Genomic DNA, 15,699 nt, shown 5'->3' on the forward strand with positions numbered 1-15,699 from the left:
CAACGCTTTACGTGCCCACCTATATGAGTTCGGGTACATTGCGCCCCAAGGTATTGGTTATTTGTCACGCCTCGAGGCAGTGGTCGATGACCCGAACACAGACCTGCCGGAACTGGCGCGAGACTTATGCCGCGCCCTGCTGAACCACATTGCGCAACTCACCATATCGATCAACGATCTCAAAAAGCGGATCGGTACGATCTCGAAAGAGCAGGAAACATCCCGGCGCCTGCAAACCATGCCAGGCGTTGGTCCGGTTGGTGCATTGGCAATCGAGACTTTCGCCCCGCCAATGAACCAGTTCAAACGAGGTCGCGATTTTGCGGCATGGCTTGGCCTGGTGCCGAGGCAAAACTCCAGCGGTGGCAAACAGCGTCTCGGCAAAACATCGAAAATGGGACAGCGCGATATACGCCGTCTCCTGGTGACAGGTGCAATGGCTGTCGTGAACTGGGCTTCGCGAAAGGGCGCAGCGGAAGGTACATGGCTTGCGCGCATGTTGTCACGGAAACCGCGCATGCTTGTTGCCATGGCTTTGGCTGGCAAAATGGCTCGTGGGATTTGGGCCATGCTTACGAGGCAAGAGGATTACAGGAATCCGGTACTGGTGGGTGTCGCCTGATCATTAAGCGGCTTTGATCGGTATCGGACAGTTGGGGTTGTAAGGAAGGCATGAACTGAATGGGCAAATGATCGATCTGATCGGGGTCAAGAAACCTGGAACCTTCTCAGAGCTTCGAGCTCGCCCCAGAGATTGGGACTTGATCCGCGCATCACCATCACGGCCAGCGACATCCAAAAAGTGCGCAACGAAAGGCCGGACAAAAGACCGCACTCGATCACGCGTTCAAAAGTTCAGAAAATCCTTGCAAACCGAGCGGCATCCACAAAAGAAGGTTCGACGCCGGTCGACTGCCCCCCGCCATTTCACTTTTTTGCTTCAGCGATGCTTACCTGGATTGACCTGATCCGGCTTGCCACTCTGCATAATCAAGTTCTTCCCGACAGAGGGTCTGTGAAAGATCACAGAGTATAAAAATAGCACCAAAAATATATAAAAATACCTGTTAATCTGGCAATATTCGAAGCGTTATAAAATTTTGGGTTGCTTCACCTGAACTAGCTATTCAATTTAGATCTCTACTTGGCGCGCTTTTCGCAGCGCCGGGGCGGACGGAGGCTGGGGGGCACCGTCCGCCCTCTCGCCACTACTCAAAGCAGTTCGAACGGCGTGTTAACAGTCGTGGGCTGGCGCCAGTTAGGATGCCGGCAGTTCCCCGTTCGTGCCCGCTGTCGCGGGGCGTGCTGGCGCAATCGGTGCCGGGTTCGCGGTTTCGACACGGCGGAATGCATATTGATACATACTGGGATCGTTGACGATCAGCTCGGCTTTCGAAGTGCCAAGCGTTCCGCTTTTGATGACCTGAACAATTTTGATGCCAAGCTCGCTTCCGCCGTTGCGAGGCAGAACCAGCGCATAGAACTTAAGATCTTTGTCGGTGCTTGCACCCTTGTCGCCGGTCGTCCCGCGGCGGCCACTGATCTGGCCGGTGGCCCGGTCGATCACGTCTAGCTTGTAACCGGCATCCTTGAACACGGTGACGGTGCGATCGAAGGTCTCTTCAATTGGCATGGTATAGCCAAAACGCTGATAATTGTTGTCGAGGCTAAAGATCGAACGATCCGGCTGGAGTGCGGCTCCACCGCCACAGGCACTGATTAAAATGGTTGGCGAAACGATCGCCATCAGGCGCAGAATGCGCGGCATTTCTGTTCTCCCTTACCTCGAAAGGCACCTAACTGAACAGACCCGCAAGGTCCTTCTAGCAGCGCTGAGTCCCCGTGCAAATGCCATTGAGGGCCAGTGTCCCCGGTTCGAATTGCGCAGCTTGTGGGGGGTACCCTTTCTTGTTAGCGCACAAACTTAGGACTACCAACCAACAGCCGGGCAGAAACCAGATGCAGCATTTTGATGTCGTGATTGTCGGCGGCGGGCATGGCGGAGCCCAGGCCGCGATCGCACTGCGGGCTCAAGGTTTTGCAGGATCGATTGCGATTGTTGGGCGCGAGAATGAGCCGCCTTATGAGCGGCCGCCATTGTCCAAGGAGTACCTGGCCCAGGAAAAGCCGTTCGAGCGGCTCTATCTGCGCCCGCGAGAATACTGGGCTGAAAAGCAGGTGGAGTTGCTGTTGGGGCACGAAGTGGAGGCAGTCGATGCCGAAGCGCGTCAGTTGACCTGCGCTGATGGCTTAAACCTGACCTATGGTGAATTGATCTGGGCAACTGGCGGCGACCCGCGCCGACTTGCCTGCTCCGGGGCAGAATTGGCGGGCATCCACTATGTCCGCACCCGAGCCGATGTGGACGCGCTCATGGCCGAGTTGCCGCAGGTGCGGACCGCGGTGGTAATCGGCGGTGGCTATATTGGGCTTGAAGCGGCTGCAGTCCTGTCCAAGCTTGGCAAGCAGGTCACTCTGCTCGAAGCTTTGCCGCGCGTCCTTGCGCGCGTTGCGGGGGAAGACCTGTCATGCTTTTATGAGGCGGAACACCGGGCCCACGGCGTCGATCTGCGCACCGGCATGGCGGTTGAGGGGATTGAGGGCGATGGGCGTGTTACGGGTGTAAAACTGGCCGATGGCACGGTTATACCGGCGGACGTGGTGATCGTTGGTATCGGCATCATTCCTTCGATCGGTGTGCTGGTCGCGGCAGGTGCCGCGGGCGGCAACGGGATTGATGTTGATAGCCAATGCCGCACTAGCGTGCCGCATATCTTCGCGATTGGAGACTGCGCCGCTCATTCCAACGGCTTTGCCGATGGCGCAGTGATCCGACTTGAATCGGTCCAGAACGCGAATGAAATGGCGACCGTGGCGGCCAAGGTCATCACCGGGCAAGAGGCAAACTATGGGGCGACGCCATGGTTCTGGTCGAACCAGTATGATCTCAAGCTGCAGACCGTCGGCCTTTCCACCGGCCACGATACCACCGTGCTGCGCGGTGACCCTGCCAACCGCAGCTTCAGTGTCATATACCTCAAGGGCGGCAAGGTGATCGCGCTCGACAGCGTCAATTGCGCCAAGGACTATGCGCAGGGCCGCAAGCTGGTGGAACAGCGGGTCGCGGCGGACCCGACGGCGCTTGCCGACCCGGCAATACCGCTGAAGGACCTCGTTCCAGCCAGTTGATTTTCCCGGTCCGGCCCCTAGGGATTAATCGAACGATTAAGGCGGAGTCGGATTGATGGGAATGCTTGAGGGCAAGGTTGTCGCAGTCACCGGCGCGGGCCGCGGCGTTGGGCGCGAGATTGCGCTGCTCTGCGCTAAGCATGGCGCGGCTGTGGTGGTCAACGATCCCGGTGTTGGCGGCGGCGGCGAAGGGGGCGATGAAGGCCCGGCGCAGGAAACCGTCAACGACATTATTGCTGCGGGCGGCAAGGCCTATGCCAACCTCGCCTTCGTGAATGATCCAGCCGGGGCAACCTCGATCATCGAGGATGCGGTCCAACGGTTCGGACGGATTGATGCTGTGGTCAACAACGCCGGCATCCTGCGCGACACGATCTGGCACAAGATGAGCCACGAGGACTGGCGCGCGGTGATCGATGTCCACCTTAACGGCACCTTCAACGTTTCCAAGGCGGCAACGCCCTATTTCCGTGAGCAGCAATCGGGCAGCTTCATCCATTTCACCAGCACCTCGGGCCTGATCGGAAATATCGGCCAGGCCAACTATTCGGCGGCCAAGCTGGGGATCGTCGGCCTGTCCCAGTCGATCGCGCTCGACATGGCCCGCGCCGGTGTGCGCTCGAATTGCATTGCCCCCTTTGCGTGGAGCCGGATGACCGCCTCGATCCCCGCCGAAACGCCTGAGCAGAAGCAGCGGGTTGAGCGCCTCAAGACGATGAGTGCGGACAAGATCGCACCGCTGGTGGTCTACCTTGCCTCAGATGCCAGCCAAGAGGTCACCAACCAGATCTTCTCGGTCCGCAAGAACGAGATCGTGCTCTACAACAAGCCGCGTCCGATCCGCTCGATGACCAAGCTGGAAGGCTGGACGCCAGAGTCCATCGCTGATGAGCTGATCCCCGCCTTCAAGCCCAGCTTTGCGCGCGCCGATGAAGTTTCGGCGCACGTCTTCCCTTACGACCCTATCTAAGGAACTGCCCCATGAACCCCGGCATGGATCCCGAAATCTTCGAACAGTTCATCGAACAGCTGCGCCGCTATGTCCGCGAACGGCTGATCCCGGCCGAGGAGGATGTGATCGCCCAGGATCGCATCCCGGATGATATCCTGGCCGAAATGCGCGAAATGGGCCTGTTCGGGATCACCATTCCCGAAGAGTTTGGCGGCGCCGGCATGAACATCAGCCAGTATATCGAGACGGTGAAGCAGCTGAGCTATGCCTCGCCGGCCTACCGTTCGACCATCTCGATCAACATCGGGATGACGGGCAGCGCGATCAAGAATTTCGGCACGCCTGAACAAAAGGCCGAGTGGCTGCCGCGCATCGCCAGTGGTGAGATCGCCTGCTTCGGCCTGACCGAGCCGGGTTCGGGTTCGGACAGCGCGGCGATGCAGACCAGCGCTGTGCGCGATGGCAACGGCTACAAATTGAACGGCACCAAGCGCTACATCACCAACAGCCCGCACGCGAAGATCGGCCTGATCATGGCCCGCACCTCGAAAGAGGCGCTGCCCAAGAACGCGCACGTTTCGTGCTTCATCGTCGATATGACCACGCCGGGGATCACCATCGGCAAGCCCGACAAGAAGATGGGGCAGTCCGGCGCGCATATCGCTGATGTTATCATGGAAGACGTCCACATCCCCGGCTCGGCGCTGGTCGGCGGGGAAGAAGGCCGCGGTTTCCAGATCGCGATGCAGAGCCTCGACAACGGCCGCCTGTCAGTCGCAGGGATGAGTGTCGGCATGGGCCGCCGCGCGCTGGATACGGCGATCCGCTATGCCACAGAGCGCAAGGCCTTTGGCGAGCCAATCGCCAACTTCCAGCTGATCCAGGCCATGCTGGCGGATAGCGAAGCCGAACTCTATGCTGCCGAATGCATGATTGCCGATGCCTGCGCCCGCGCCGACCGGGGCGAGAATATCCAGCGCAAGGCCGCTGCGGCCAAGCTGTTCGCCTCCGAAACCTGCGGCCGCGTGGTTGACCGCTGTGTCCAGGTCTATGGCGGGGCGGGCTATCTTGCCGAATACCCGGCCGAGCGATTCTTCCGCGATGCGCGCATCCTGCGGATCTATGAAGGCACCAGCCAGATCATGCAGTTGCAGATCGCCAAGCACCTGCTGCGCGAATTCGCGAGCGAAGGATCGGTCTGGTAAGCCATGTACCAACTGCTCACCGGCCTTTCGATTGTCGAGGTTTCCTCCTTCGTCGCTTCGCCCACAGCGGGCCTTTACTGCGCGCAGATGGGGGCGGAAGTAATCCGCATCGACGACCGGCGCGGCGGGTTGGACTACAGGCGGTATATGATGACGGCCGAGGGACGCTCGCTTTCGTGGGAGAACCTCAACCGCGCCAAGAAGAGCGTCGCGCTCGATCTCCAGACCCCCGAAGGACGCGAACTGGCGGTACAGCTGGCGCAAGCGACCGGGCAGATGATCACCAACCTGCCGGTCGACAGCTTCATGGCCCATGACAAGATCGCGGCCGGCCGGCCGGACCTTGTCTCGGTGCGCATTATGGGCTGGCATGACGGGCGCCAGGCGATGGACTTCACGGTCAATGCAGCCTCGGGCTATCCGCTGATGACCGGGCCGGAGGAATGGGACGCTGAAAGCGCGCCGCCGGTCAATCAGATCCTGCCCGCGTGGGATTTTATCACCGGTGCCTATTGCGCCTTTGCACTGATGGCCGGCCTGCGCCACCGTGATGCCACCGGCGCGGGCAGCGAGCTGCGCGTGCCGCTGGGCGACGTGGCGATCGGCACGGCCTTCAATGCCGGCGCGGGTCCCGAAATGCTGTATCGCGGTGCTGACCGCGAACGGATCGGCAATGCCATCTGGGGTGCCTTCGGTCGCGACTTCCGCAGCCGCGATGGCCACCGCTTCATGATTGCAGCGCTCACCCCCAAGCAATGGCAGGCAACGGTTGACGCGTTTGGCCTGGCCGACGCCGTGGCCGCGCTTGAAGCAGGGCTGGGCGTCAGCTTCTTGGCCAGCGACCACTGGCGCTTCGTACACCGCCATCGCCTGTTCGACCTGTTCCAGCAGGCCGCTCAACAGTTTGACTACGTTGACCTCGCGGCCCGGCTCACCAAGGCCGGGGCAACCTTTGAACGCTATCGCACGATGCACGAGATGGCCCGCGATCCTGAACTGGTCACCAACAACCCGCTGTTTGGACCTTCACCCGCCAACCCCAGCGGCTTCGAATATCCCGCCACCCGCAGTTTCGCCAACATCCCCGACCGCGAGGCCGGCGATCCCAAGGCCGCTCCCTATCTGGGCGAGCATAGCGAGGAAGTGCTGGCCGAGCGGCTGGGGCTTTCCTCGGGTCAGATTGCCACGCTGATCGATCGCGGCGTGGTTGCCACTTCAGACAAGTACCCGAAATGACATTCCCCAACCCGCTCCGCCTGAGCTTGTCGAAGGCCCCTCGGGGTAAACGCTGGTCCAGCGTGCTTCGACAGGCTCAGCACGAGCGGGACTTGTGCAAGGACCATAACCGATGACTCAACTTCGCGCGCAGGGACTCAGGAGGGCCGCCATCGTCGCCCCGATCCGCACTGCGGTGGGCAAGTTCGGCGGCAGCCTCTCTGCCCTGACCGCCGGCCAGCTGGGCGCCACGATCCTGAAAGCGCTGATGGAGCGTACGAAGATTGATCCCACGCGGGTCGATGATGTGATCTTCGCCCAAGGCTATGGCAACGGCGAAGCGCCCTGCATCTCGCACTGGTCGTGGCTGCTCGCCGGCCTGCCCGAGGAAGTGCCCGGCTATCAGCTTGACCGGCGCTGCGGCTCTGGCCTGCAGGCGATCGTCAATGCGGCGATGATGGTCCAGACCGGTGTGTCCGACGTGGTCGTCGCCGGTGGCTGCGAATCCATGTCGAACGTCGAGCATTACAGCACCGATATCCGCAAAGGCGTGCGCGCCGGCAACCTGACGCTGCATGACCGACTGACCCGCGGCCGGGTGATGAGCCAGCCGATCGAACGCTACGGCGTGATCAGCGGCATGATCGAAACGGCCGAGAACCTGGCCAAGGACTGGAACATCAGCCGCGAGGCCTGCGATGCCTATGCCGTGCGTAGCCATCAGCGTGCTACTGCAGCCTGGGCGGGTGGCCTGTTCGCCGACGAACTCGTCCCGGTAGAGATCCCGCAAAAGAAGGGCGAACCGATCGTGTTCGCCCATGACGAAGGCTACCGCGCCGATGCGACGATGGAGTCGCTCGGCAAGCTGCGGGCGCTGGAAGGTGGCGTGGTCACGGCGGGTAACGCCAGCCAGCAGAATGATGCGGCGGCGGCCTGCCTGGTTGTCGCCGAGGACAAGCTGGATGAGCTTGGCCTCGAACCGATCGCCTACTTCCACTCCTGGGCGGCAGCCGGCTGCGATCCGGCGCGGATGGGCTTCGGCCCGGTTCCGGCAACCGAGCGGCTGTTCGCCAAGAACGGACTGTCGTGGAGCGACATCGGCCTGATCGAACTCAACGAAGCCTTCGCGCCGCAAGTGCTGGCCTGCCTCAAGGGCTGGGGCTGGTCGGATGATGACGGCCGCCATGATATGCTCAACGTCAACGGCTCGGGCATTTCGCTGGGCCACCCGATCGGTGCAACCGGCGGCCGGATCCTTGCCAACCTGACCCGCGAGATGCAGCGCCGCGACGTGAAGTATGGCCTGGAGACGATGTGCATTGGCGGCGGCCAGGGCATCGCAGCGGTGTTCGAAAAGGCATGAGTGTTGACCTTGGCAAGGTGCTGGGCGCAGCGCGCGGCTATCGCGACCTTGCCCGGGCGACACTTGCCCACATTCCGGCGACGAGCCAGCGCGCCCATCACGGCTTTGCCTGGATCGCGACATCGATCGCCGCGCTGGAAGCGGTCGCGGATTGGCTGGCTGGCAATGACGGCGGGACTGCGCTGGATCGGCAGGTCGCCCTGCTCGGCTTCGCGGAAACGCTTGCCCAGCTGACCGGCGGTTTGCCGATGGGGCAGAACGAATTGCTCCGGCCTGCTGACCTGGGGTTGGCCGCCGAGGCGCGTGACCTGGCGCTGGCCTGCGCTGACCTGATCGATGGTGACCATGCCGAAACGCGTGCTGCCGTGGCCGCGGCGCTGGCTGCGGGCCAGTGGCCAAGCGAGGCTTTGCCCGAAGCTGATCTCGATACGATCCGCGATCAGTTCCGCCGCTTTACCGAGGCCGAAATCCTGCCGCATGCCCACAAATGGCACCTTGCGAATGACCTGATTCCCGATGCCACGGTTGCAGCCATGGCTGACCTTGGCACTTTCGGCGCGACGATCCCGGTCGAGTTCGGCGGACTGGGCCTGAGCAAGCTGGTCATGTGCGTGATCACCGAGGAACTGTCGCGCGGATGGATTGGCGCGGGTTCGCTTGGTACCCGCAGCGAGATTGCGGGCGAACTGATCGCGATGGGCGGAACGCCGGCGCAACAGCAGTACTGGCTGCCGAAGATCGCCAGCGGCGAAATTCTGCCGACAGCGGTCTTTACCGAGCCGGATACCGGCTCCGACCTTGGCTCGCTTCAGACCCGCGCTCGGCTGGTCGATGGCCAATGGGCGATTGACGGGGGCAAGACCTGGATCACCCATGCCAGCCGGTCGGACCTGATGACCCTGCTGTGCCGGACCCGACCGGACACCCAGGGCTATGCCGGGCTGTCGATGCTGCTTGTCCCCAAGCCGCGCGGGTCGGACGCTGATCCGTTCCCGGCGGAGGGCATGAGCGGCAGCGAGATCGAGGTGCTGGGCTATCGCGGCATGCGCGAGTATGCGCTCCAGTTCGATGGCCTGCGCGCGCCGGGGGATGCCCTGCTGGGCGGGGAAGAGGGCCAAGGCTTCAAGCAGCTGATGCGCACCTTCGAGGCTGCCCGGGTTCAGACCGCCGCGCGCGCTGTGGGTGTCGCCAAGCGCTCGCTCGAGCTGGGGCTGGACTATGCCTTGCAGCGCAAGCAGTTCGGCAAGGCGCTGATCCACTTCCCGCGGGTGGCCGACAAGCTGGCGATGGGCCTGGTCGATTTCGTGCTCTCGCGTGAGCTGACCTATGCCGCCGCGCGCGCCAAGGACACCGGCAAGCGCTGCGATATCGAGGCCGGCATGGCCAAGCTGCTCGCGGCGCGCGCGGCCTGGGCCAATGCCGATGCCAGCCTGCAGATCCATGGCGGCAACGGCTATGCGCTTGAGTTCGAGATCAGCCGTGTGCTGTGTGATGCCCGCATCCTTAACATCTTCGAAGGCGCGGCTGAAATCCAGGCGCAGGTCATCGCGCGCGGGCTGCTGGAAGGACGCAACTGATGAGCGAATGGCTCAATGTCTGAGTGGAATGCGTGGATTGGCCGCGAAGAGCAGCGCCGCGACCTTGCCGACCCCGGCCTGTTCACCCGGTGGTGCGCCACGTTGGACCGAGCAGCGCCGGCTGATGGGTTTGTTCCGCAAGGGTTCCATTGGTGCCTCTGCACCCCGGATGCCGCGACAGCGCAACTTGGCCCGGATGGGCACCCACGCCGCGATGAAAGTCCAGACAGCTTCCTGCCGCCGGTCCCGCTTCCGCGCCGGATGTGGGCTTCGAGCAAGGTAGAGTTCCTTGCTCCGCTCAAGGTTGGCGAGGTGGTGACGCGGACTTCGCAGGTTGCTTCGGTTACCGAGAAATCGGGCGGGAGCGGCAAGCTGGTTTTCGTCGACGTAGCCCATGAAACGCATGGCCTGGCCGGCCTCTCCGTGCGCGAGGTCCAATCGCTGGTTTACCGCGAACCCGCTGCCCCCGGCACCCCGCCCGCGCCGCCGCCGCTGGGCGAGGGGCGGTTCGATCCTGCTGGCTGGAACCAGCACCGCATGATCCAGCCCGGCGCGCCGCTGCTGTTCCGCTTCTCCGCGCTCACCTTCAACAGCCACCGTATTCACTACGATGCGCCCTATGCCATGGGCGAGGAGGGCTATCGCGGGCTGGTGGTGCATGGACCGCTGACGGCGACACTGCTGCTCGATCTGGCGCAGCGGAGGCTGGGCGACAATGCGCTCAAGACTTTTGCCTTCAGGGGCATGAGCCCCGCGGTTGCGGATGAGCCGCTGCACCTGGTGATGCGCGGCCAAGGCGAAGCAATCGAGTTGGGGGCCTTCGCTGCCGATGGGCGGCAGGTTATGTCGGCCAGCGCCAGCGCTTAAGCACTTGGTAACCGGGCCGGCGTGATAGTGCCGCGATGGTCAGGGCACTAACCGTTGCGACAGTCCACCTCCGCAGTGCGGTTGTCTGCGGCTGCGCGCTGGCCTTAATCCTCGCCAGCTAGGCGTGGAGCAGGCGCCATAGCGCGGCGAGTGCGGTTGCGCCCAGCACGAAGCCCACGAAGAGCCGCCAGGCCGTATCGCTGACCTTGCCGAAGGCCTTGTTGCCCAGGGTGTTGCCCAGCAGCACTGCCGGGAACAGCAGCGCGGCCAGACCGAGCTCGCGCCAGGTTGCGACCTGCAGCACCACGGCCGAGCCGACCCCGGCGATCGAGGTGGCGATAAAGATTGTCATCATCGAGGCACGCGCCAGTTGCGGGGCGATCTGGCGGCGCAGGTAGAAGGGCACGACGGGCACGCCCGGCATCCCGGCAAAGCCGGTCAGCACACCGCAGGCAATCCCTGTGCCACCAGTCTCGAGAGTGGAAGGCTGATGCCCGTCAGGCCGCTTGGGCAACAGGATCATGCCAAATGCGCCCAGCGCAACGACGGCAATGATCAGCCGGGCCAGCGCTGGATCGGTGATCGACAAAAGCCAAACGCCGAGCGGTGTTGCCAGCATGGCCAGGCCGCCGATGACAAAGGCCGAACGCTCGCTGTTGCCAAGCAGCGCCTTCAGCCCGACCAGGCCGATGAAGATGCCCAGCCAGTTCGACGTAACGACTGCCTCTGAAGGCGTGATCGCCAGGCCGAGCACCGGGACCAGCAGGATCGCCATGCCGAACCCGGCCAGGCCGCGCACGAAGGCCGCCGCCAGCGCTGCGGCCAGTGCGATCGCGATCTGGTCCCCCCCAAGCCCGAGCAAATCAGCGCCGATCCGGAGCGGTGGCTTCGGCTTGCAGCAAGGCAATCGCCTCGCTCAGCGGCATGACCTTTTGATGCTCGGCACCCAGGGTGCGGAGCGCGACGGTGCCTTCCTCGGCCTCCCGCTTGCCGACCACCATCAGGTGCGGAACCTTCTGCAGCGAGTGCTCGCGGACCTTGTAGTTGATCTTCTCGTTGCGGCAGTCAGTCTCGACACGGATCCCTGCGGCCTTGAGCTGCTCGGCCACTTCAGCGGCATAGCCATCGGCGTCCGAAACGATCGTCGCGACCACCGCCTGAACCGGGGCGAGCCAGACTGGCAACTTGCCGGCAAAGTGCTCGATCAGGATGCCGATGAAGCGTTCATAAGAACCGAAGATCGCGCGGTGCAGCATGACCGGGCGGTGCTTTTCACCATCCTCGCCAACATAGCTGGCATCAAGGCGTTCGGGCAGGACACGGTCCGACTGGATCGTGCCGACCTGCCAGGTCCGGCCGATCGCATCGGTCAGGTGCCATTCGAGCTTGGGGGCGTAGAACGCACCTTCGCCGGGCAATTCTTCCCAACCGTACTCCTCGGTCGCCAGGCCGGCCTCGATCACGGCGTTGCGCAGCTCGTTCTCGGCCTTGTCCCAATCGGCATCGCTGCCGAACCGCTTTTCGGGGCGCAGCGCCAGCTTGATCGAATAGGTGAAGCCGAAGTCTTTGTAGACCCGGTCAGCCAGCTCGCAGAAGGCGCGCACTTCGGCCACGATCTGGTCCTCGCGGCAGAAGATGTGGGCATCGTCCTGGGTGAACTGGCGCACCCGCATCAGCCCGTGCAGCGCGCCGTGCGGCTCGTTGCGGTGGCAGCAGCCATTTTCGTAAATGCGCAGCGGCAGGTCGCGGTAAGATTTGATCCCCTGGCGGAAGATCAGGACGTGCGCCGGGCAGTTCATCGGCTTCAGGGCCATCCAATCGGCCTCGCCCGAAATCACCGGGCCTTCGTCGTCGACGTTCGGCACCTCGTCCGGGATCACGAACATGTTTTCGCGGTACTTGCCCCAGTGGCCGGACTGCTCCCACTGGCGCGCGTCCATCACTTGCGGGGTCTTCACCTCGCGATAGCCGGCGCCGTCGATCGCGCGGCGCATATAGGCTTCCAGCTCGCGCCAGATTAGATAGCCCTTGGGGTGCCAGAAGACCGAACCATGTGCTTCCTGCTGGAGGTGGAACAGGTCCATCTCGTTCCCCAGCTTGCGGTGGTCGCGCTTGGCGGCTTCTTCCAGCCGGGTCAGGTGGGCATCGAGCTGCTTCTTGTTGAGCCAGCCGGTGCCGTAGATGCGGCTCAGCATCGCGTTGTTCTGGTCACCGCGCCAATAGGCACCCGACACGCGGGTCAGCTTGAAAGCCTTGGCATCGAGCTTGCCGGTGGAGGGGAGGTGCGGGCCGCGGCACATGTCGAGCCAGTCATCGCCCGACCAGTAGACCGTGAGCGGTTCATCACCCGGCAGTTCGGCAGCCCATTCGGCCTTGAAGCTTTCACCCTGCTGCTTCCACCGGCTGATCAGCTGTTCGCGGCTCCATACTTCGCGGCGCAGCGGCTTGTCGGCCTGGATAATCTTGCGCATTTCGGCTTCGATCGCCGGCAGGTCCTCGTCGGTGAAGGGGCGGTCCTTCGGCGCGAAATCGTAATAGAAGCCATCGTCGGTGCTGGGGCCAAAGGTGATCTGTGTGCCGGGGAACAGCGCCTGAACCGCCTCCGCCAGGACATGGGCAAAGTCATGCCGCGCCAGATCGAGCGCTTCGGCCTCGTCCCGCGAAGTGACCAGCGACAACTGCGCATCCGCCACGAAAGGACGCGACAGGTCAACCAGTTCACCATCGACCCGTGCGGCTAAGGCCGCCCTGGCCAGACCGGGCCCGATCGCAGCGGCGACGTCGGCCGGGGTTGATCCGACCGGCATCTCGCGCACGGAACCGTCTGGCAGGCTGATTTTGAGCAGTTCGGACATTGCAGGCTCTCGTCTGATTTCAGGGCGCTTTGGCACAGGTCCGCGCGCTCCGCAAAGGGGCGGTGTCGGATTTGGCGAATTCGGGTGGAGACACCATCCGCCCGAAACCGGGCAGCGGCGCGGCGTTCAGCTTAGGCCGACGCGCACCACCCCCGGCAAGCCGGGGTGGTAGTAGTCAGCGTCAGGGTGCTTTTGTGCGCCATCACGGGCTTCTTAGCAGGCCTGCGACAGCTGTCCAGCGGCAGCACAGGCTGCAAAATTTTTCAGGCTTTACCTTTGCCACACAATAGGTTCCTGTGGTGCGAAACGTTGAGCGGGGGGCACAGATGACTGACGAGCAAGATGAAAAGGCTTTTGAATTCCATGGGACCTGGCGGGAATATGCACCAATTGCCTTCACCAACCTGTTGCTGACTATCGTCACGCTGGGCATTTATCGCTTCTGGGCTACCGCGCGAACTCGCCGCTACTTGTGGTCGCGCACCCGTTTCATCGATGACCGGTTTGAATGGGCCGGGACGGGCATGGAACTGTTCAAGGGCGCGCTGATGGTATTCTTCCTGATCGGCTTGCCGGTGATTGGGTTCAACTTCCTGATCCAGCGGCTGGTGCTGAACGGCGATGCTCTGACCGCCGCAGTGCTGGGCGTAGGCTTCTTCGTATTGCTCTACTGGCTGGTCGGCGTCGCCCGATTTCGTGCGCTGCGCTATCGCCTGGCGCGGACCTATTGGCGCGGGATCCGCGGTGGCAGCGAGAATCCCGGCATGGCCTATGGCCTGTCCTATATGTGGAAGAACTTCGTTGGCACGATTGCGCTGGGCCTGCTGATCCCATGGTCGATGGTCGCGCTGTGGAACGAGCGTTGGCGCGAAATGAGCTTTGGCCCCTACAAGTTTGCGGCCGACGGGCGGGTTGAAGGGCTGATGGGCCGATTCCTGCTGTGCTATGTCGCGCCGTTTCTCTCCATGATTGCCGCGATCGTAACGGTGGTGCCGCTGGCCATGGCGAGCGGTGCGGGAAATGGTCCAGGCGCTGCCGGCGCAGCACTGGCCGGGATCGGCGCGGTGTTCGGTTTCTATTTCGTATTTGGTCTGGTGGTCCTTGCTTATTACGCTAAATTCTTCCGCCAGATGGTCGAGGCGACAACCCTGCACACCCTGACCTTCGGTTTCACTGCTTCAACCAGGGATTGGCTTAAGCTCTTCCTTGGTGATGTCGCACTGGTGGTGCTGACGCTGGGGATCGGCTCGATCTTCCTGAGCTATCGCCACTGGGCATTCGGCGTGCGGCACCTGCACGCTTTCGGTTATGTTGAGGTTGACCACCTGACCCAGTCGACCACGCCCGAACTGCGCGAGGGTGAAGGCCTGCTTGACGCGTTCGACATGGGGGCAATCTGAGCGTGCTCGAACCCGCCGCAGCCGACCTGTTCGACGGGCAGAGCGCCGTCCGCCACCCGGTGACGCTGCTGTGGCAACCTGATGGACTGGCAGTGACGCAGGCCGACGGAGCGGCGGAACTGGTGCCAGACAGCGATCTCACCCTGGTTGAGCATCGCGGAGACCGGCTGGTCTATGGCCACCGCGACCGCAATGGCTGGCGGTTGCTGGTCCCGGTTGATGCGCCGCCCGAGCTGCTCGAGCGGATGCCGCAGGGCTTCAAGTACGGCGGCGTGATTGATCGCCTTGGGCTGATCCGTGCAAGCGTGGTTCTGGGCGGGATCAGCGCGGCCATAGTCGCCGCGGTGATGACCGCGCCAAGCTGGCTCGGCCCGCGCGTACCCGAAGCCTGGGAGCAGCGGATCGGTTCGGCGCTGGTCGGCGATCTTCAGCAGTTCACCTGTTCAACCCCGGAAAGTGACGCCGCGCTTGCCGCGCTGACCCGTGATGTCGATGACGGGAAAAGCCCGATCACGGTCCAGCTTGCCAAGATCGACATGGTCAATGCCGTGGCCTTGCCCGGCGGACGGGTGCTTCTGTTCGACAAGCTGGTGCAGGAAGCCAAGTCGCCAGACGAGCTGGCCGGGGTTCTCGCGCATGAGGCTGGTCATGTCCGCAAGCGCCACGTGATGCAGGCCTTGCTGCGCCAGTTCGGCCTGTCGATCCTGCTGAGCGGCGCGAACAGCGATATCGGCGGCACGCTCGGCGGCGTGGCGGCGATGGGCTATTCGCGCGATGCCGAGCGCGAGGCTGATGAATGGTCGCGGATGCGGCTGGCTAAGGCCGATATCTCCCCGGCGGCGACGGCGGCCTTCTTTGGCCGGTTGCGCAAGCTGGATCCGACCGCCGGGAACAAGCAGCTGTCCTATATTAACAGTCACCCGGATTCTGGCGAACGCGAGCAGGCCTTTGCCAAAGCGGTGCAGCCGGGCAAGGCCTATCGTCCGGCGTTGACATTGCACCAGTTTGCCGCGCTCAAGGCTGCCTGCAAGAAGGACAAAAAGGCCAGGGAGTGGTCGCTTGGCTGGCCCAAATAG

13 protein-coding genes are annotated in these 15,699 nt (G+C 63.0%); 10 read left to right on the forward strand and 3 right to left on the reverse strand.

Going from position 1 to position 15,699, the window contains the following annotated elements; translation table 11 throughout:
* On the forward strand, positions 1–622 hold a 622-nt coding region (locus RQP55_RS02600), incomplete at its 5' end, for an IS110 family transposase (RefSeq protein ID WP_315608631.1).
* A 636-nt stretch (positions 623–1,258) separates the two neighbouring features.
* Here RQP55_RS02600 and RQP55_RS02605 read toward each other — a convergent pair.
* Positions 1,259–1,768: a hypothetical protein gene (locus RQP55_RS02605; RefSeq protein WP_315608632.1), complete on the reverse strand. Its 510-nt coding sequence runs from the start codon at positions 1,766–1,768 to the stop codon at positions 1,259–1,261.
* Positions 1,769–1,959: 191 nt separating this feature from the next.
* Here RQP55_RS02605 and RQP55_RS02610 point away from each other — a divergent pair, with 191 nt between their 5' ends.
* The 7 genes from RQP55_RS02610 to RQP55_RS02640 all read left to right on the forward strand — a co-directional run bounded on the left by RQP55_RS02610 (position 1,960) and on the right by RQP55_RS02640 (position 10,368).
* A complete protein-coding gene (locus RQP55_RS02610) occupies positions 1,960–3,189 on the forward strand; it encodes an FAD-dependent oxidoreductase (RefSeq protein WP_315608633.1) in 1,230 nt (409 codons plus the stop codon).
* 61 nt (positions 3,190–3,250) lie between these two features.
* Positions 3,251–4,159, forward strand: coding sequence for an SDR family NAD(P)-dependent oxidoreductase (locus tag RQP55_RS02615; RefSeq protein WP_315608994.1), 909 nt, complete (start codon positions 3,251–3,253; stop codon positions 4,157–4,159).
* A gap of 11 nt (positions 4,160–4,170) precedes the next feature.
* On the forward strand, positions 4,171–5,346 hold the full coding sequence (locus tag RQP55_RS02620; protein WP_315608634.1) for an acyl-CoA dehydrogenase family protein: 1,176 nt from the start codon (positions 4,171–4,173) through the stop codon (positions 5,344–5,346).
* Positions 5,347–5,349: 3 nt separating this feature from the next.
* Positions 5,350–6,582, forward strand: a complete 1,233-nt coding sequence (locus RQP55_RS02625; protein WP_315608635.1) for a CoA transferase — start codon at positions 5,350–5,352, stop codon at positions 6,580–6,582.
* A 112-nt stretch (positions 6,583–6,694) separates the two neighbouring features.
* The gene (locus RQP55_RS02630; protein WP_315608636.1) at positions 6,695–7,924 is read left to right on the forward strand and encodes an acetyl-CoA C-acetyltransferase; all 1,230 of its coding nucleotides are present in this window, start codon (positions 6,695–6,697) and stop codon (positions 7,922–7,924) included.
* Positions 7,921–9,501 (forward strand): acyl-CoA dehydrogenase family protein, encoded by a 1,581-nt coding sequence (locus RQP55_RS02635; RefSeq protein ID WP_315608637.1) that lies wholly within the window; start codon positions 7,921–7,923, stop codon positions 9,499–9,501. Before RQP55_RS02630 ends, RQP55_RS02635 begins: the two co-directional genes overlap by 4 nt.
* 15 nt (positions 9,502–9,516) lie before the next feature.
* Entirely contained in the window at positions 9,517–10,368 is an 852-nt protein-coding gene (locus RQP55_RS02640; protein ID WP_315608638.1) for a MaoC family dehydratase N-terminal domain-containing protein, read from the forward strand.
* 118 nt (positions 10,369–10,486) lie between these two features.
* On the opposite strand, the gene RQP55_RS02645 is transcribed toward RQP55_RS02640, so the two are convergent.
* Both RQP55_RS02645 and thrS read right to left on the reverse strand, forming a co-directional pair.
* Entirely contained in the window at positions 10,487–11,230 is a 744-nt protein-coding gene (locus tag RQP55_RS02645) for a sulfite exporter TauE/SafE family protein (RefSeq protein WP_315608639.1), read from the reverse strand.
* Position 11,231: 1 nt separating this feature from the next.
* Positions 11,232–13,223 carry a threonine--tRNA ligase gene (gene thrS, locus RQP55_RS02650; protein ID WP_315608640.1) on the reverse strand — a complete coding sequence of 664 codons (1,992 nt, stop codon included), beginning with the start codon at positions 13,221–13,223 and terminating at the stop codon, positions 11,232–11,234.
* A gap of 326 nt (positions 13,224–13,549) precedes the next feature.
* Between thrS and RQP55_RS02655 the strand changes: the two genes are divergently transcribed.
* Positions 13,550–14,623 carry a YjgN family protein gene (locus tag RQP55_RS02655; RefSeq protein ID WP_315608641.1) on the forward strand — a complete coding sequence of 358 codons (1,074 nt, stop codon included), beginning with the start codon at positions 13,550–13,552 and terminating at the stop codon, positions 14,621–14,623.
* Positions 14,624–14,625: 2 nt separating this feature from the next.
* A complete protein-coding gene (locus RQP55_RS02660; protein WP_315608642.1) occupies positions 14,626–15,699 on the forward strand; it encodes a M48 family metallopeptidase in 1,074 nt (357 codons plus the stop codon).

It is taken from the genome of Novosphingobium sp. APW14 (genome assembly GCF_032337075.1).
GTDB lineage: Bacteria > Pseudomonadota > Alphaproteobacteria > Sphingomonadales > Sphingomonadaceae > Novosphingobium.